The 17492-nt window shown below is 72.8% G+C and carries 17 protein-coding genes; 11 read left to right on the top strand and 6 right to left on the bottom strand.

Going from position 1 to position 17492, the window contains the following annotated elements:
• Positions 1–12 precede the first annotated feature (12 nt).
• The 5 genes from AMK31_RS20565 to AMK31_RS20545 are packed head-to-tail and all read left to right on the top strand — an operon-like array spanning position 13 to position 4581.
• Positions 13–1683, top strand: a complete 1671-nt coding sequence (locus tag AMK31_RS20565) for an ATP-binding protein (RefSeq protein WP_107468669.1) — start codon at positions 13–15, stop codon at positions 1681–1683.
• Positions 1680–2090 (top strand): roadblock/LC7 domain-containing protein, encoded by a 411-nt coding sequence (locus AMK31_RS20560; RefSeq protein WP_073942045.1) that lies wholly within the window; start codon positions 1680–1682, stop codon positions 2088–2090. The genes AMK31_RS20565 and AMK31_RS20560 overlap by 4 nt, the downstream gene beginning before the upstream one ends.
• Positions 2087–2479, top strand: a complete 393-nt coding sequence (locus tag AMK31_RS20555) for a DUF742 domain-containing protein (RefSeq protein ID WP_073942044.1) — start codon at positions 2087–2089, stop codon at positions 2477–2479. Before AMK31_RS20560 ends, AMK31_RS20555 begins: the two co-directional genes overlap by 4 nt.
• A complete protein-coding gene (locus tag AMK31_RS20550) occupies positions 2460–3080 on the top strand; it encodes a GTP-binding protein (protein WP_073942043.1) in 621 nt (206 codons plus the stop codon). The genes AMK31_RS20555 and AMK31_RS20550 overlap by 20 nt, the downstream gene beginning before the upstream one ends.
• A gap of 34 nt (positions 3081–3114) precedes the next feature.
• On the top strand, positions 3115–4581 hold the full coding sequence (locus tag AMK31_RS20545; protein WP_073942042.1) for a cytochrome P450: 1467 nt from the start codon (positions 3115–3117) through the stop codon (positions 4579–4581).
• A 3-nt stretch (positions 4582–4584) separates the two neighbouring features.
• Here the strand turns inward: AMK31_RS20545 and AMK31_RS20540 are convergent, their stop codons facing one another.
• From AMK31_RS20540 to AMK31_RS20530, 3 genes are all read right to left on the bottom strand, one after another.
• Complete coding sequence (locus AMK31_RS20540) at positions 4585–5514, bottom strand: RluA family pseudouridine synthase (RefSeq protein WP_073942041.1); 930 nt, start codon at positions 5512–5514, stop codon at positions 4585–4587.
• Between the two features lie 22 nt (positions 5515–5536).
• Positions 5537–6388, bottom strand: coding sequence for a siderophore-interacting protein (locus AMK31_RS20535; RefSeq protein ID WP_073942040.1), 852 nt, complete (start codon positions 6386–6388; stop codon positions 5537–5539).
• Positions 6389–6600: 212 nt separating this feature from the next.
• On the bottom strand, positions 6601–7530 hold the full coding sequence (locus tag AMK31_RS20530; protein WP_241842695.1) for a 5'-3' exonuclease: 930 nt from the start codon (positions 7528–7530) through the stop codon (positions 6601–6603).
• A 207-nt stretch (positions 7531–7737) separates the two neighbouring features.
• Between AMK31_RS20530 and AMK31_RS20525 the strand changes: the two genes are divergently transcribed.
• From AMK31_RS20525 to AMK31_RS20510, 4 genes are all read left to right on the top strand, one after another.
• Entirely contained in the window at positions 7738–8814 is a 1077-nt protein-coding gene (locus AMK31_RS20525) for a quaternary amine ABC transporter ATP-binding protein (protein ID WP_073942038.1), read from the top strand.
• Positions 8807–10630: an ABC transporter permease/substrate binding protein gene (locus AMK31_RS20520; RefSeq protein ID WP_073942037.1), complete on the top strand. Its 1824-nt coding sequence runs from the start codon at positions 8807–8809 to the stop codon at positions 10628–10630. Before AMK31_RS20525 ends, AMK31_RS20520 begins: the two co-directional genes overlap by 8 nt.
• 520 nt (positions 10631–11150) lie before the next feature.
• On the top strand, positions 11151–11717 hold the full coding sequence (locus AMK31_RS20515) for a helix-turn-helix domain-containing protein (RefSeq protein ID WP_073942036.1): 567 nt from the start codon (positions 11151–11153) through the stop codon (positions 11715–11717).
• A complete protein-coding gene (locus AMK31_RS20510; protein ID WP_073942035.1) occupies positions 11717–12436 on the top strand; it encodes a helical backbone metal receptor in 720 nt (239 codons plus the stop codon). Before AMK31_RS20515 ends, AMK31_RS20510 begins: the two co-directional genes overlap by 1 nt.
• Here AMK31_RS20510 and AMK31_RS20505 read toward each other — a convergent pair.
• A complete protein-coding gene (locus tag AMK31_RS20505; RefSeq protein WP_073942034.1) occupies positions 12348–13472 on the bottom strand; it encodes a TDT family transporter in 1125 nt (374 codons plus the stop codon). The genes AMK31_RS20510 and AMK31_RS20505 overlap by 89 nt on opposite strands.
• A gap of 70 nt (positions 13473–13542) precedes the next feature.
• On the opposite strand from AMK31_RS20505, the gene AMK31_RS20500 reads away from it, so the two are divergent.
• On the top strand, positions 13543–14490 hold the full coding sequence (locus AMK31_RS20500) for a LysR family transcriptional regulator (RefSeq protein WP_073942033.1): 948 nt from the start codon (positions 13543–13545) through the stop codon (positions 14488–14490).
• 28 nt (positions 14491–14518) lie between these two features.
• Here AMK31_RS20500 and AMK31_RS20495 read toward each other — a convergent pair whose 3' ends face one another.
• The gene (locus AMK31_RS20495) at positions 14519–15217 is read right to left on the bottom strand and encodes a gamma-glutamyl-gamma-aminobutyrate hydrolase family protein (protein ID WP_073942032.1); all 699 of its coding nucleotides are present in this window, start codon (positions 15215–15217) and stop codon (positions 14519–14521) included.
• A 63-nt stretch (positions 15218–15280) separates the two neighbouring features.
• On the bottom strand, positions 15281–16039 hold the full coding sequence (locus AMK31_RS20490; RefSeq protein ID WP_073942031.1) for a FadR/GntR family transcriptional regulator: 759 nt from the start codon (positions 16037–16039) through the stop codon (positions 15281–15283).
• A 77-nt stretch (positions 16040–16116) separates the two neighbouring features.
• Between AMK31_RS20490 and AMK31_RS20485 the strand changes: the two genes are divergently transcribed.
• Entirely contained in the window at positions 16117–17481 is a 1365-nt protein-coding gene (locus AMK31_RS20485) for a glutamine synthetase family protein (protein WP_073942030.1), read from the top strand.
• Positions 17482–17492: the final 11 nt, after the last annotated feature.

The raw sequence follows: 17492 nt of genomic DNA, 5'->3' as shown, positions 1-17492 counted from the left end.
CAGAGGGCCCACATGGTGAGTGTTCAACCCCCGCCCCGACGCCGTGAACTCCCCTACGCGCGTGTGCTGTTGCCACCGGCCATAGTGATGGCGGCGGCGACCGGAGCCGCCGTCGCCGTGGTGGCGCACTCGGCGCGGCTCGCGGTCGGCCTGTGCGGCGGCATCGCCACGCTGCTGGTCGTGCTGACGGCGGCCGAGGCGGCCCGCCGCGGTCGCGCGCTCCGCGCCCAGCAGGACGAACACGCCCGGCGCAGCGCGCAACTGGAACAGCGCCTGGCCGACCGGGACCAGGTCCTCGTGGTGCTCACCGAGGAGATCCTGCCCACCGCCCTGCACATGACGCGCAAGGGCCTGCCCCCCAGGGAGGTGTTCATCCGCCTGGAGCGGCACGTCCCGGCGTTCCGCCAGCTCGGCGCGCTGCACGCCTCCCTGCTGCGCCAGGTGCTCAAGGCCGTCGACAGCGAGGCGGTCATGCGCGACGGAGCCCAGCGCTCCTTCGTCCACGTCGCCCAGCGCGTCCAGGCCATCGTCCACCAGCAGGCCAAGGAACTCCGCGAGATGGAGGAGGACCACGGCCGCAACCACGAGGTCTTCCAGGACCTGCTGCGCATCGACCACGGCAACGCCCTGATCGGCCGCCTCGCCGACACCGTCTCCGTGCTCGGCGGCGGCCGCCCCGCACGCCAGTGGCCCCAGCCCGTCGCGCTCTACAGCGTGCTGCGCGGCGCCATGTCCCGCATCCTCGAGTACAAGCGCATCGACCTGAAGTCCATCGCCAAGGTCAACATCAAGGGCACCGCGGTCGAGCCGATCATCCACGCCTGCGCGGAGATCCTCGACAACGCCACCCGCTACTCGCCGCCGACCACCCAGGTGCACGTCACCGCGCACGAGGTGCAGTACGGCGTGGCCATCGAGATGGAGGACTGCGGCCCCGACCTCAACGAGGAGTCCAGGCTGCGGCTCGAGGGGCTGCTGGAGAAGGCCATGGACGGCACCGACCTCGAGGTGATCACGGACATTCCCCAGCTGGGCTTCGCCGTCGTCGGCCGTCTGTGCAAGGAACACAACATGCAGATCTCCCTGCGCTCCTCGGCGTACGGCGGTCTGCGCGCGGTGCTCGTCGTGCCGCGGAACATGATGACCGACGAACCCGGCGTGCTCGGCTTCGTCCCGCACGGCATCGGCGCCCAGTCCGTCGCGGATCGCCCGAAGGGCGCGCTCGCCGGTCCCGCGCGCAAGCCCAAGATCCGCCGCCCCACCAACCCGCGCATCCCCGCCACGGTGTCCATGGAGGACGACATCCCCGTGGTCACCGAGTGGACCGAGCAAGGCCTGCCGCAGCGCCGCAGCCGGGTCAAGACCCCGCTCAGCCAGCGGATCGCCGAGGAGGCGGCGTTCGACCAGACCGTGAAGGAGGCGGCCGAGCGGGCCGCCGAACGGGCCAGGCAGGACCCGTGGGCGCCGGCCGAGCCCGAGCCGGAGCCGGAGCCCGAGAAGGAACTGCCGCCGCCCGGCCTGTGGGTCGAGTCCTTCTGGGCGGGCCTGCGGAAGAACAACCCGGGTGACCCGACCGCCTTCACCCGCAACCCCACCGCGTATCTGCACCTGCTCGACGAGAACAAGGACGACAAGGACGAAACGGCCCGCACCGAGGCCGACGACGAGGGGGACCTCACGTGATTCAGCAGCGAGGGAACATCGACTGGATGCTCCGGGACCTCGTCGACGGGACCATCGGCATCGAGATGATCGTGGTGCTGTCCGCCGACGGACTGCGGATCGCGCGCTACGGCGGCGACCCCGACGCCGCGGACCGTGTCGCCGCCGCCTGCGCCGGCATGCAGAGCCTCGCCCACGCCATCACCGACGAGATCCAGGCCAGCGAGAAGAGCGAGATGCGGCTGCTCGTCATCGAGGTGGACGGCGGCTACTTCTACCTGATGTCCGCCGGCGCCAACGCCTATCTCGCCGTGCTCGCCGACGTGCGCACCGACCCGGGGCTGATGAGCGGCCGGATGCGTGACCTGGTCCTGCGGCTCGGCACCCATCTGACCAGTCCGCCCCGGCGGAACGGGCAGTCCGTATGACTCCTCCGCAACGCCAGAGGCGCCACCCGCAGCAGGAACCCGACCCGGCGCCCCCCAAGGAAGGCGAGGGCAAGAACCCCGAGCGGCTGTACCTGATCGGCGAGGGCGGCATTCCCGCCGAGATGGACCTGGTCACGCTGATCGTGGCGCGCGGCACCCCGCCCACCTCGCTGCCGCCCGAGCAGGCCGCGCTGCTCAGACTGTGCGAGGCCCCGCTCTCCGGGGCCGAGCTGTCCGCCTACCTCGCGCTGCCGTTCAGTGTGGTCTCCGTCCTGCTGACCGACCTGCTGGCGGCCGGACTGGTGCAGGCGCGCGCCCCGATCGTCCGCCAGGAGCTTCCTGACCGTTCCCTCCTCGAAGCGGTGATGCATGGACTTCAAAAGCTCTGACACCATTCCCGGCCCACGCGCCGAGGACCAGCTGCCGCACACGGCACAGGCCGCGGTGAAGATCGTGATCGTCGGCGGTTTCGGGGTCGGCAAGACCACCATGGTCGGTTCGGTCAGCGAGATCCGGCCGCTGACCACCGAGGAGACCATGACGCAGGCCGGTATCGGGGTCGACGACAACTTCGGCTCCGAAACCAAGACCGCCACCACCGTGGCGATGGACTTCGGCCGGATCAGCATCTCCGAGCAACTCGTGCTGTACCTGTTCGGCACCCCCGGCCAGGAGCGGTTCTGGTTCCTGTGGAACGGCCTGTTCGAGGGTGCCCTCGGCGCGGTCGTCCTCGTCGACACCCGGCGCCTGGAGGTCAGCTTCGACGTGATGGGGCGGCTGGAGGAGCGCGGTGTGCCGTTCGTGGTGGCCGTCAACTCCTTCCCCGACGCGCCCCGTTACCCCCTCGACGAACTGCGCAAGGCACTCGACATCGCCCCGGAGATCCCCATCATCGACTGCGACGTCCGCCGCCGGGCCTCCAGCCGGGACGTCCTGATGACCCTGATGCGCTTCCTGCACTCCCTCGCCCTGACCGGCCGGCTCACCTGACGCCCCTCCCCGAAAGCCTGGAAAGCGACCCACCGTGACGTCTGACATCCCCACCACCACCGGTACGGACGGCCTCACCCTCGACCCGCCCCCCGGATGCCCCGCGCACGGCATCGGCCGCGGCGGAATGAACCGGCTCTACGGCCCCGGACCGATCGACCTGCGCTCTCTGTACGAGGAGATGCGCGAGGAGCACGGCCCGGTGGCGCCCGCGCTGCTCCACGACGACGTGCCGATCTGGGTCGTCCTCGGCCACGCCGAGAACCTGCGGCTGGTCGGCACGCCCGCGGTCTTCAGCCGGGACAGCCGGATCTGGACCCCGCTCCTGGAGGGCCGGGTCAAACCCGACCACCCGCTCATGCCGCACATCGCCTGGCAGCCCATCTGCTCCCACGCCGAGGGCGACGAACACCGGCGGCTGCGCGGCGCGGTCACCAACGCCATGGCGCCCATCAACCACCGCCACCTGCGCCAGCACATCTACCGCTACGCCCAGGAACTGGTGAACAAGTTCTGCGAGCGCGGCGAGGCCGACCTGGTCCACCAGTACGCCGAGTACCTGCCGATGGCCGTGATGTGCGAGCTGCTGGGCATGCCCCAGGAGTACAACGACCGGATCGTGCACGCCGCCCGCGACATGCTCAAGGGCACCGAGACCGCGATCGCCAGCAACGCCTACATCATGGAGGCCCTGGGCCGGCTCACCGCCCGCCGCCGGGCCGAGCCCGACGAGGACATCGCCGGTCTCCTCGTCGCCGACCCGGCCGGGCTCACCGACGACGAGGTCAGGGAACACCTGCGGGTGGTGCTGATCGCCGCCTACGAGGCCACGGCCAACCTGCTCTCCAACGCGCTGCGCATGGTGCTCACCCACCCGGGCTTCCGGGCCCAGCTGAACGGCGGGCAGATGACCGTCGGCCAAGCCGTCGAGCAGTCCCTGTGGGACGAGCCGCCGTTCAGCACCGTCTTCGCCTACTTCGCCAAGCAGGACACCGAGTTGGGCGGCCGGCAGATCCGCAAGGGCGACGGGCTGCTCTTCGCGCCCGCGCCGGGCAACGTCGACCCGCGGATCCGGCCCGACCTGAGCGCCAACATGATGGGCAACCGCGCCCATCTCGCCTTCGGCGGCGGCCCGCACGAGTGCCCCGGCCAGAACATCGGCCGTGCCATCGCCGACGTCGGTGTCGACGCCCTGCTGCGGCGGCTGCCGGACGTGCGGCTCGACTGCGAGGAGGACGAGCTGGAATGGCGGGAGTCGATCGCCTCGCGCCATCTGGTACAGCTGCCGGTGCGGTTCGGGGCGACGCTCCAGCAGGACGTGGACCAGATGCCGAGCCACACGCCGAACCCGCCGAAGACATGGGACCGGCCGTTCCCGGAGCCGGTGATCTCCGCCCCGCAGCCCGAGCCGCAGCCGCAGCCGGAGCCCGAACCGGAGCCGGAGCCCGCTCCCAGGCAGGGCCTCTGGCAGCGGTTCCGGCGCTGGTGGGGCGGCTACTGACCGCTACTGACCGGGCCAGGCGGCGAGCGTCCGCGTACTGCGGAAGCGGTGCGCCACCCCCGTCACCGGATCGGTGAACTCCAGCACCCGCGCGAGCAGTTGCAGTGGGCTGCGGAAGTCGCCGGGCGGGACGGGGGCGGTCACCACCGGGTAGAGGGGGTCGCCGAGGATCGGCACGCCGAGCGCGTTCATGTGCACCCGCAGCTGATGCGTCTGCCCGGTGCCCGGCACCAGCCGGTACCGGGCGAGACCGGCCCGGTGTCCGAGCAGCTCGATCCGGCTGACCGCGTTCGGCTCGCCCTCGACCTCGACGGCGGTCAGTGAGCCGCGCTCCTTGACGATGCGGCTGCGCACGGTCCGGGGCAGGGCGAGCGACGGATCGTACGGGGCGACCGCCTCGTACTCCTTGTGTATCAGCCGGTCCCGGAACAGTGTCTGGTATGCGCCTCGCTCCTCGGGCCGCACGGTGAACAGCACCAGCCCGGCGGTGAGCCGGTCCAGCCGGTGCGCGGCGCCGAGCGTGGGCACGCCCAGCTCGCGGCGGAGCCGGGCCAGCACGGTCTCGGTGACATGGCTGCCGCGCGGGGTGGTGGCGAGGAAGTGCGGCTTGTCCACGACGACGATGTGCTCGTCGCGGTGCACGATCCGCAGCGGGAACGGCACCGGCACCTCTTCGGGCAGCTGCCGGTGGAACCACAGGAACATGCCCGGCTCGTACGGCGTGTCCGCGGCGACCGCGGCACCGTCCGCCCTGACGATCCCGCCGGCCTCGAACATCCCGTCGACGACGCCGGGACCCGCGCCCGAGAGCCGCTCCACGAGGTGGTCGCGGACGGTGGCCCAGGGGCCGTCGGCGGGCAGCCGCACCCGCACCGGGTCGACCCCCTGGCGCTGGGGGAGCGGGGCGGGCGGAATACGGGTCCTGCGTCTCATCGCGCTCCAGCGTAGGGGCTGGTCACGCGGCGGACGCGTCCGCACCCTCCTGCTCGGCCTCGATCCGCGCGTTCCAGTCCCGCTTGGAGGCCTGCCAGCCGTCCTCGTTGTGGCCGAGACGCCAGTAGCCGGAGATCGACAGGTCCTCGCGGGGGACCTGTTGCTCGACGCGCAGCAGCCGGCGCAGCTCCTTCACGCAGGCGGCCTCGCCGTGCACGAAGGCGTGCACCCGGCCCTGCGGGAAGTCCAGCGCGCGGACGGCCGCCACCAGGGCCTCGCCGACGGGCCGGTCGCCGCGGTGCAGCCAGACGACCTCCGCGTCGGAGTTGATCTTCTGCTCCTCCTCGGGGCCGGCGACCTCGATGAAGGCCCGGACGTCGGCGCCGTCGGGCAGTGCCTCCAGCGCGGCGGCGATGGCGGGCAGGGCGCTCTCGTCACCGGCGAGCAGATGCCAGTCGGCGTCGGGGTCGGGGGCGTAGGCGCCGCCGGGTCCCATGAAGCGGACGGTGTCGCCCGGCCGGACGCGCATCGCCCAGGGGCCGGCCAGGCCCTCGTCGCCGTGCAGCACGAAGTCCAGGGTCAGTTCCCGCACCTCCGGGTCCCAGGCGCGCACGGTGTAGGTCCGGGTCACCGGCCACTGCTCGCGGGGGAGTTCCTCACGGATCCGCTCCAGGTCGAACGGCTCCGGGTAGGTGATGCCCTCGTTCGGCGGGAACAGCAGCTTCACGTAGTGATCGGTGTGGGTGCCCGCGGTGAACTGCGCGAGGCCCTCACCGCCGAGCACCACGCGCTGCATGTGCGGGGTGAGCCGTTCGGTGCGCACGACCTGGGCCGAGTGGGCCCTCCGCGGCTTCCTGGCCGGACGTTCTGCCATGACGGCCTCCCTGATCCCTGAACTTAGGCTTACCTAAGTTAGCACCTTCCCCCGCTCGGCTGACACCACTCCATACGGTCTTTATGTGTGCGTGTCGCGCAACGAACACCCGGCGCACGCCTGTGCCGCGGCCACGTACGGCCACCCGCGAGCCCCGAGTGCCCTCCCGCCGGCGGCGCAAGCCCGCTCGCCGGCCGCTCCCGGACCGGCGCTCACGCCCCGAGCGTCCCCAGCAGGCGCTGCAGTGAGCCGCCCAGGCCCCAGCGGTCGGCCAGGGTGTCGAGGGACGCGGGGTCGCGGGGGGTGCGGGGGAGGGCGGTGTCGACGTCCGGCAGGGGGACGTCGGTGGCCACGCGGACCACCTTCGGGGCCACCGCCAGGTACGGCCGGGCCTCGGTCAGCCGCTTGCGCTGGGTCGGGGTGAGGCGGGCGCCGGGGTCGTCGGCCGCCGCCTGGATGCCGGCGAGGTCGCCGAACTCGGCGAGCAGCTTGGCGGCGGTCTTCTCGCCGATGCCGGCCACGCCGGGCAGGCCGTCGCTGGGGTCGCCGCGCAGCAGTGCCAGATCGGCGTACCCGCTGCCGTCGACGCCGTACTTCTCGCGCAGCCATGCCTCGTCGGTCACCTGGAGCGTGCCGACGCCCTTGAGCGGGTACAGCACCCGCACCCCGCGCGCGTCGTCCACCAGCTGGTACAGGTCGCGGTCGCCGGTGACGATGTCGACCGGGCCGGTGGCGCGCGCGGTGAAGGTGCCGATGACGTCGTCCGCCTCGTACTCCGCGACGCCCACGCGGGCGATGCCGAGCGCGTCGAGCACCGCCTCGATGACCGGCACCTGCGGGGACAGCGTGTCGGGCACCTCCTCCTGGTCCGGGCCCGCCGGGCGTTCCTCGGCGACCCGGTGCGCCTTGTAGGACGGGATCAGGTCGACCCGCCACTTCGGGCGCCAGTCGGCGTCCATGCAGGCCACGAGGTGTTCGGGGCGGTGGTCCCGGACCAGGCGGTCGATGAATTCCAGCAGTCCGCGCACGGCGTTCACCGGCGTGCCGTCCGGGGCCTTCACGGACTCCGGGACGCCGAAGTAGGCGCGGAAGTAGAGCGAGGCGGTGTCGAGGAGCATCAGTCGTCCGGTCACGCCTCGCATCATGCCGTACGCCACCGACAGCCCCGCCCGTAACGGCGACGCGGCAACGCGTTGCGCCCTGCGCCTACCCCGTGAACTGGGCCACTTGTGAGTTTGGGGTGAGGGGAGCCGGGCAGGCGCCGCCCCTGAGCGATGCCGGTTGCGCGTTCAACTGTTACGTGTGCCCCCATCGCTCTGTTTTGTCGCCGTCCATGACGAGAGGTACGTGTGTCATCCAGGCTTGAGGCCGAGCATCTGTACAAGGTGTTCGGCAGACGACCGGACCAGGCGGTCGACCGGCTCCGCGCCGGCGCGGACCGCGAGGAACTGCGTGCCGACGGCACCACCGCCGCCGTGATCGACGCCTCCTTCACGGTGGAGCCCGGTCAGATCTTCGTCGTCATGGGCCTCTCCGGATCCGGCAAGTCCACCCTGCTGCGCATGCTCAACGGTCTGCTCGAACCGACCGCCGGAGCCGTCCGCTTCGACGGCCAGGACCTGACCGCGCTCGGCGACCGCGAGCTGCGCGAGGTCCGCGCCCGCAAGATCAGCATGGTCTTCCAGCACTTCGCGCTCTTCCCGCACCGCAGCGTGCTCGAGAACGCCGCCTACGGCCTGGCCGTGCAGGGCGTGCCCCGCGCCGAGCGCGAGCAGCGCGCCGGCGAGGCGCTGGCTCTGTGCGGTCTGGCCGGCTGGGAGAAGTCCTGGCCGGACGAGCTGTCCGGCGGCATGCAGCAGCGCGTCGGCCTGGCCCGCGCGCTCGCCACCGACGCCGACCTGCTCCTGATGGACGAGTCCTTCAGCGCACTGGACCCGCTGATCCGCCGTGACATGCAGGATCAGCTGCTCACCCTGCAGCGGACGCTGAAGAAGACGATCGTGTTCATCACCCACGACCTGAACGAGGCCATGCGCCTCGGCGACCGCATCGCCGTGATGCGCGACGGCCGGATCGTGCAGACCGGCAGCGCCGAGGACATCCTGCTGCGCCCCGAGAACGACTACGTGGCCTCCTTCATCCAGGACGTCGACCGCTCCCGGGTGCTCACCGCGGGCGCGATCATGGACACCTCCGTCACCGGCGACGGCCCCCTCTGCCGCTGCGAGACCGCGACCCCCGAGACGCCGTTCGCGGAGCTGTGCGCGATCAGCGCCCGGCTGTCGCACCGCGTGTCGGTCGTGGACGAGGCGAACCGGGTCGTCGGCGTCGTGCCGCGGCAGCGGCTGCTCGGCTTCCTCGGCGACGAGACGGCCGGTCCCGCGCCCTGCGACAACCCGGACGGGAAGGTGACCGCCCATGCCTAGGCTGCGTCTCGGCGACTGGGTCGACTCCGGTGTCGACTGGCTGCTGGCCCACGTCTCCTGGCTCTTCGACGCCGTCAAGACGGTGGTCGAAGGCATGTACGACGGCATCGACGCCGTACTGAACGCGCCCGAGCCGCTGCTGCTCGCCGGCATCCTCGCCGTCCTGGCCTGGTGGCTGCGCGGTCTCGTCGCGGGCGTCCTGGCCTTCGCGGGCTTCGCCCTGGTCGACTCGCTCGGCCTGTGGGAACGGGCCATGTCGACCCTGTCCCTGGTACTCGTCGCGACCGTCATCGCCCTGGTGATCGCCGTCCCGCTGGGCATCTGGGCGGCACGTTCCCGGCGGGTCAGCGCGATCGTACGGCCGGTCCTGGACCTGCTCCAGACCATGCCGTCGATGGTGCTGCTGATCCCCGCCATCCTCTTCTTCGGACTGGGCACCGCCGCCGGCGTCATCGCCACGCTGATCTTCGCGATCGCCCCCGGCGTCCGGATGACCGAGCTGGGCATCCGCCAGGTCGACAAGGAGCTGGTCGAGGCCGCCGAGGCGTTCGGCACCACGCCGCGTGACACCCTGCTGCGGGTGCAGCTGCCGCTCGCCCTGCCGACCATCATGGCGGGCGTCAACCAGGTGATCATGCTGGGCCTGTCCATGGTCGTCATCGCCGGCATGGCCGGCACCGGCGGCCTCGGCGGCGCGGTCAACGAGGCGATCGGCCAGCTGGAGATCGGCTACGGCTTCGAGGCGGGCGTCGCCATCGTCGTCCTCGCCATCTACCTGGACCGGATGACCAGCGCCCTCGGCACGCAGATCTCCCCGCTCGGCCGCCGCGCCGCCGCGAAGGCCCGGGTGGCGGGCCGCCAGAAGGTGTGGACCTACCGCCCCCGCCCGGCCGTCCCGGTCGTCGGCGTGGCCGTGCTCGCCCTGGTCGCGGGCGGCATGGGCGTCTTCGGCTCCTCCGCCGGCACCGCCGAGGCCTCCGCCTCGGACGTCGGCAAGGGCAGGGAGATCACCATCGGGTACATCCCGTGGGACGAGGGCATCGCCTCCACGTACCTCTGGAAGGAGATCCTGGAGCAGCGCGGCTTCGACGTGACGACCACCCAGTACGCGGCCGGCCCGCTCTACACCGGCCTCGCCACCGGCCAAGTCGACTTCCAGACCGACTCCTGGCTGCCGACGACGCACGCCGAGTACTGGAAGAAGTACGGCAAGCAGCTCGACGACCTCGGCAAGTGGTACGGCCCGACCTCCCTGGAACTGACCGTTCCGGCGTACATGAAGGACGTCAACACCCTCGACGACCTCAAGAAGCACGCCGACGACTTCGGCGGCAAGATCGTCGGCATCGAGCCCAGCGCCGGAATGATGGGCCTGCTCAAGGACAAGGTCCTCGAGGAGTACGGCCTGAAGGGCGACTACGACGTCGTCGACGGCTCCACGCCCGCGATGCTCGCCGAGCTGAAGCGCGCGTACGCCAAGAAGCAGCCGATCGTCGTCACCCTGTGGTCACCGCACTGGGCGTACAGCGACTACGACCTGAAGAAGCTGAAGGACCCCAAGGGCGCCTGGGGCGAGGGCGACGGCGTGCACACCCTGGCCCGCAAGGGCTTCGCCGACGAGAACCCCGAGGTCGGCCGGTGGCTGAACGACTTCTCGATGACCGAGAAGCAGCTCACCGGACTGGAGGCGCGGATCCAGAAGGCCGGCAAGGGCGGGGAGCAGGACGCCGTCCGCGCCTGGCTGAAGCAGAACCCCGGCCTGGTGGACCAGTGGGCGCCGGTCGACGGCCAGGGCAGGAGCCAGGCGGCCGGGTGACCTGACGGACACCGGCCGCCGGGACGAGGGGCGGGCCACCCACACGATCCGTGTGGTGCGGCCCGCCCCTCGCGGCATGAGGTACGCCGCACGGCGCAGGCGCCGACGACAAGGATCCGGACAACCACGAAGCGCTACGCCCTCGCCCAGGCCCGGACGTCCGGGCGGCGGGAACATCGGGGCCCGGGCCCGCATTGAACTGAGCGGGATCCCGGAAGCCGGCAGGCGCACGGCCACATCCCGGCGGCCCGGCGCCGATCACCGCCCCACGAGCCGCCCGCCCCCGCTGGGCAGCCTCTTCGTCCCGGAGGAGGAGCCTCCGGCCCGGCGCGTTCACAGGAGCTGATCCACTGGCGCGAACTGTGAGGTCGCACCCCGCGCGACGTGTCGTCGATGTGACGGGCGCATGAAACGGTTTGCCGAACATGCGTAGGGTGCAGAGAAGTACTCATCGGCATGAACGCGCCGGGACGACCGGACAGACGATCCGCGACGACGAGCGAAGGAGGGAGCCGGAGCGATGGGCGACCACAAAGAACAGCCCCTTCGGGTGGGCGCGGCCGTCCGGCGGCGGCGCCGGGCCCTGGAGCTCACCCTCGCCGTCGTGGCCGAACGCAGCGGCCTGTCGGTGCCCTTCCTGAGCCAGGTCGAGAACGACAGGGCGCGGCCCAGCCGCAGCTCCCTGGAGAAGGTCGCCGACGCCCTGCGCACCACCGCGGTCGAGCTCCTGGCCGCCGCCGACCCGGCGTGCAGTGTCGACGTGGTGCGCGCCGAGGAGACCGAGCCGGCGCCCGACCCGCAGGTGCGCTCCCTGGTCCGCGGCCACCACCAGATGCACGCCTCCGAGTTCACCGGCGACCACGACGCGGGCCGTGAGTTCCAGCACCGCAACGACCAGCTGATGTACGTCGCGGACGGCGCGGTCGAGATCGAGGCGGAGGGCCGCGCGTACCGGCTGGGCCGGGGCGACACGCTGTACCTCACCGGCGGCGTGCGGCACCGCTGGCGGGCCACCGTGCCGGAGACCCGGGTCCTCGTCGTCGCCGTCGCCGAGCACATCGAGGCCGTGCAGGACCGGCCCCGGTAGTGCGGGTCGTCTCGCTGGTGCCGTCGCTGACCGAGGCGGTGGCGGTGTCCGTGCCGGGGGTGCTGGCCGGGGCCACCGACTGGTGCAGCCATCCGGCGGACCTGGACGTGTCCCGCGTCGGTGGCACCAAGAACCCCGCCGTCGAGCGGATCGTCGCGCTCGCCCCGGACCTGGTGATCGCCAACGAGGAGGAGAACCGCGCCCCCGACCTGGACGCCCTGCGCGCGGCGGGCGTCGAGGTGCTGGTGACCGAGGTGCGGGACGTGCCGGGGGCCTTCCGGGAGCTGGCCCGGGTGCTGGCCGCGTGCGGGGCGCCCGGCCGGCCTCGCTGGCTGGACGAGGCGGAGGCGGCCTGGTCGGCGCCGCCCGCACCGGAACGCCGTACGACGGCCGTCGTACCGGTCTGGCGGCGGCCCTGGATGGTGCTGGGCCGGGACACCTTCGCGGGCGACGTGCTCGCGCGGCTCGGTGTCGACCACCTGTACGCCGGCCACGCCGACCGCTACCCGCGTGTCCCCGTGGACGAGCTGGTCGCGGCCCGCCCGGACGTGGTCGTGCTGCCCGACGAGCCGTACCGATTCACCCCGGACGACGGTCCCGAGGCCTTCCCCCAGCTGCCCTGCGCGCTGGTCAGCGGACGGCACCTGACGTGGTACGGGCCGTCGCTCGCCGAGGCGCCGCGGGTGCTGGGCGCGGCGCTGCGAGCAGCCGTCCGCTGAGCAGCCCGTGCGCCGTGCGTACGGCGGCGGTGGCCCAGGCGGCGACCAGCAGGCCGTACAGCAGAACGGCGATCCCCTGGAAGACGACCAGCCCGGTGTGCCGGGCCAGCGACTCGGTGCCGGTGACGCAGGTGCCGACGGGGAACGTGAACGCCCACCAGGTCAGGGAGAAGCCCATGCCCTGCCGCCGGGCCCGCACCACGTGCGCGGTGGCAAGCCCCAGCCACAGCAGCGCGAACCCCATGACCGGCACCCCGTACAGCACGGCGAGCACCGCGAACCCGTCGCCGAACGAGGCCGGGACGACGCCGGGGGCGACGTCGGCGAACATGCCGACCGCGGTGGTGGACTGGCCCAGCGGCCCCAGCACCAGGAAGAGGGTCGGGGTCAGCGCCAGGGGCAGCGGGCCGGCGGTGATCAGCCGGGCGAAGACCAGCGGCAGCATGAGCAGCGTCGCGAGCATGCTCAGCCCGAACAGCGCGACACAGGCGAACAGCAGCGTCTGCCGGGCCTGGCCGGGCGGCAGATGCGGCACCAGCAGCGGCCCGACCGCCGCCGACACCATCGGCGCGACCAGCGGCAGCAGCCACACGGGCGTCGCCTGGTGGGGCTCCACGCGATGCCGTACGGCCATCAGGTACGGGACGGCGACCGCCGAGGCCAGCCCCACCGCCGTACCGGCCGTGTACAGGGCGGCGCCGAGCGCGACCGCCGCCGTCGCGCCGGTCCAGTCCCGGCCGAGGGACAGGGCGCCGCCGCCCACCGACACCAGGGCCATGGCCAGGCAGCCGTAGAAGGGGGCGGCGGCCGCGTCGAGGAGGTGGGCGCGGGCCTGGTCGCGGTGGTGGATCCAGTGCAGGGCGCGGGCGGCGAGCAGGGTCACCAGTACGACGAGGGCGAGAGCCCACACGGCGGTGCAGGCGGTGCGCGCGCCCTGGCCGGGCAGGGGGAGCGTGGCGCCGGCCGTGGCGACGACGGCGGTCCCCATCACGGAGGCGTACCAGTTGGGGCCGAGGTGGCGTACTGCGGTGACCATGCCCCCACTGTCCAGGGCTCGAAGGGCTCCCACCAGGGATGATCTTTCTATGGGGGCATAAACTGGTCTTATGAGCAGCACGAGCGGCACGAGCGGGCGGAACGGTACGGAGGGGGCCGCGCCGACCGGGTCGCTGGCACACCGGGTGCCCGACCTGGGGGCGCTGGAGCTGCTGCTGGCCGTGGCGCGGCTGGGCAGCCTCGGTGCGGCGGCCCGCGAGGTCGGCATCACCCAGCCCGCGGCCAGCAGCCGGATCCGCTCCATGGAACGCCAGCTGGGTGTCGCCCTGGTGGACCGCTCCCCGCGCGGCTCCCGGCTCACCGACGCCGGGGCACTGGTCACCGACTGGGCCCGGCGGGTCGTGGAGGCGGCGGAGGCCTTCGACGCGGGGGCGCAGGCGCTGCGGGACCGGCGTGACTCCCGGCTGCGGGTGGCGGCCAGCATGACCATCGCCGAGTACCTGCTGCCCGGCTGGCTGCTCGCGCTGCGCGCCGAACGGCCCGACACGGCGGTGTCGCTGCTCGCCGGCAACTCGACGGCCGTGGCGGAACGGCTCCTCGCGGACGAGGCCGACCTCGGCTTCGTCGAGGGCCTGACCGTGCCGGCGGGCCTGGACTCGGCGGTCGTCGCGCGCGACCGGCTCATCGTGGTCACCGCCCCCGGCCACCCCTGGGCCCGCCGCAGGCTGCCGTTGTCGCCGGACGAGCTGGCCTCGACCCCGCTCGTGCTGCGCGAGAAGGGCTCCGGCACCCGCCAGGTCCTCGACGCGGCCCTGGGCGGCCTGGCCCGCCCGCTGATCGAGCTGTCCTCCACGACCGCGGTGAAGGCCTCGGCCGTCGCCGGCGCCGGCCCCGCCGTGCTGAGCGAGCTTTCCGTGCGCGAGGAACTGTCCACCCGCCGCCTGGTGAGCGTCCCCGTGGACCGCGTCCGCCTCCGCCGCGACCTGCGCGCGGTCTGGCGCACCGGCCACCGCCCGACGGGACCGGCGCGGGACCTGCTGTCGCTGACCCGGAGGTAGCCGCCGCGCCCGCCGCGCCCGGCGGGTCTCAGAGCGCGGTCGTGGCGGCCTCGACCAGCGCGCGCATCACGCGGACGTCGTCGCCCATCTCCGGATGCCACTGGACGCCGAGCACCCAGCCGGCGGCGGCGGGCAGTTCGATCGCCTCGACCGTGCCGTCCGCCGCGTGGGCGCTGGGCAGCAGACCGGCGCCGAGACGGTCGACGGCCTGGTGGTGGTACGTCGGTACGGCCGTCTCCTCCGCGACGATCCCCGCGTACCGCGTGCCCGGCACCGGCTTGACCGGGTGGCGGCCGAAGACGCCGGCCACCTCGGCGTGCCCGTCGACGTGCTGGGTCAGGGTGCCGCCGAGGGCGACGTTCAGCAGCTGCATGCCCCGGCAGATCCCCAGCAGCGGCAGCCGGGCCGCCAACGCCGCCTCGATCAGGGCGAGTTCCCAGGCGTCCCGCTCCCGCGCCGGAGGGCCGGTGCGGGGGTCGCGGGCGGCGCCGTAGCGCACCGGTTCCACGTCGGGGCCGCCCGCGATCACCAGGCCGTCCAGCCGGGCCACGGCCGCCGCCGCCCGTCCCGGCGCGTCCGGCGGCAGCAGCGCGGCCAGCCCGCCCGCCTCCTGCACCAGCCGCGGATACCCGGCGGGCAGCAGCGCCGCATCCAGCTCCCACACGCCCCAGCGCGCCTTGGCCTCCAGGTAGGTGCTGACTCCGATCAGCGGCCGCCCGTCGGTCATCCGACCTCCCTCAATGGATCCCCTCCGTACCATTGCCGAGGTGCGGGGGGCACGGCAAGACGCTCACCCGAGGAACCCGCGCAGCAGCGCCGCCGTGCCCGCGCAGTGCTCCCGCATGATCTCCCGCGCCCCGTCCGCGTCACCGTCGAGCACCGCCTCCACCAGCGCGGTGTGCTGGTGCTGGGAGTGCTCCAGGTTGCGCACCAGCAGCGGGATGCAGTCGAGCAGGTCGTTCACCGTGGCCCGGACCGCCGCGTACTGCGCGGTCAGCGTCGCGGAGCCGGACAGCTCGGCGAGGGTGAGGTGGAGCAGGGTGTCCCGGCGGCGGTAGTCGGCCGGCGGGGCGTCCCGGGTGCCGGCCAGCGCCTCACGCAGCCGCCCCGCCCGCGCGTCCGTCAGCCCGTGCGCGGCGCACAGCCCGGCCGCGCCGGTCTCCAGCACCTCCCGGAAGCGCAGCACGTCCTCCAGGTCGACACCGGCGACCCGGCGCCGCAGCTCGGCCTCGCCGACGGCGTCCGCCCGCTCGCGCACAAACGTTCCGCCGTACCGGCCGCGCCGCGACTCCACGAGCCCCTGGTCCTGGAGCACCTTCAGCACCTCGCGCAGCGTCACCCGGCTGATCCCCAGCCGTTCCGCCAGCTCCCGCTCGGCGGGCAGCCGCCCGCCGCCCGGCACCAGTCCCAGCCGGACCACCTGGAGGATCTGCTCCAGCGCCTCCTCGAAGCCGTTGCCCGCCCGCACGGGGCGCAGCACCGGGGCCAGCCGGTCCCCGGCGCCGGCCCCGGAGGCGGCACCGGCGGGTTCCACCGGATCCAGTGGCATGTGGCTGTGCCCCCTTCCCAACCAATGGTCGTCACTCATACCTTAGGGCTCCCGGCTGACCGAAGGAGGCCCTCCCCGTGGCAGACCGCACACCCCCGCTCAGCGTCGAGGAGCTGCACGCCCTCGTCGCGGGCGGCGAGCTCGACACCGTCGTCCTCGCCTTCCCGGACATGCAGGGACGCCTCCAGGGCAAGCGGTTCGCCGCGCGCTTCTTCCTCGACGAGGTGCTCCGGCACGGCACCGAGGGCTGCAACTACCTCCTCGCCGTCGACGCCGACATGAACACCGTCGACGGCTACGCCATGTCCTCCTGGGACCGCGGCTACGGCGACTTCGCCATGCGCCCGGACCTCGCCACCCTGCGCCGGGTCCCCTGGCACCCCGGCACCGCCCTCGTCGTCGCCGACCTCGCCTGGGAGGACGGCTCCCCGGTGACGGCCGCCCCCCGTCAGATCCTGCGCCGCCAGCTCGACCGGCTCGCCGCACTCGGCCTCACCGCCCAGGTCGGCACCGAGCTGGAGTTCATCGTCTTCAAGGACACCTACGAGCAGGCCTGGAACACCAACTACCAGGGCCTCACCCCGGCCAACCAGTACAACGTCGACTACTCGGTGCTCGGCACCGGCCGCGTCGAACCCCTGCTGCGCCGCATCCGCAACGAGATGGCCGGCGCCGGGATGACCGTCGAGTCGGCCAAGGGCGAGTGCAACCCGGGCCAGCACGAGATCGCCTTCCGCTACGACGAGGCCCTGGTCACCTGCGACCAGCACGCGATCTACAAGACCGGCGCCAAGGAGATCGCCGCGCAGGAGGGCGTGTCCCTGACCTTCATGGCGAAGTACAACGAGCGCGAGGGCAACTCCTGCCACATCCACCTGTCCCTCACGGACACCGGCGGACGCCCCGCCTTCGCCGGGGACGGCACGCACGGAATGTCCCCGCTCATGCGGCACTTCCTCGCCGGACAGCTGGCGGCGCTGCGCGACTTCTCCCTCCTGTACGCCCCCAACATCAACTCCTACAAACGGTTCCAGCCCGGCTCCTTCGCCCCGACCGCCATCGCCTGGGGCCACGACAACCGCACCTGCGCCCTGCGGGTCGTCGGCCACGGCCGCTCCCTGCGCTTCGAGAACCGGCTGCCCGGCGGCGACGTCAACCCGCACCTCGCGGTCGCCGGGATGGTCGCCGCCGGCCTGTACGGCGTCGAGCAGGAGCTGGAACTGCCGGAGGCCTGCGAGGGCAACGCCTACACCGCCGGGTACGCGCAGGTGCCGACCACCCTGCGCGAGGCCGCCGAGCTGTGGGAGACCAGCCCGGTCGCCAAGGCCGCGTTCGGCGACGAGGTCGTCGACCACTACCGCAACATGGCGCGCGTCGAACTCGCCGCCTTCGACGCCGCGGTGACCGACTGGGAGCTGCGCCGCTCCTTCGAACGGATGTGAGGACCCCGTGA

It is taken from the genome of Streptomyces sp. TSRI0107 (assembly GCF_001905845.1).
In the GTDB taxonomy this organism is placed as follows: Bacteria; Actinomycetota; Actinomycetes; order Streptomycetales; family Streptomycetaceae; genus Streptomyces.
The sequence above is the reverse complement of the archived record's forward strand: the minus strand, read 5'-3'. Positions and strand labels throughout refer to the sequence as shown.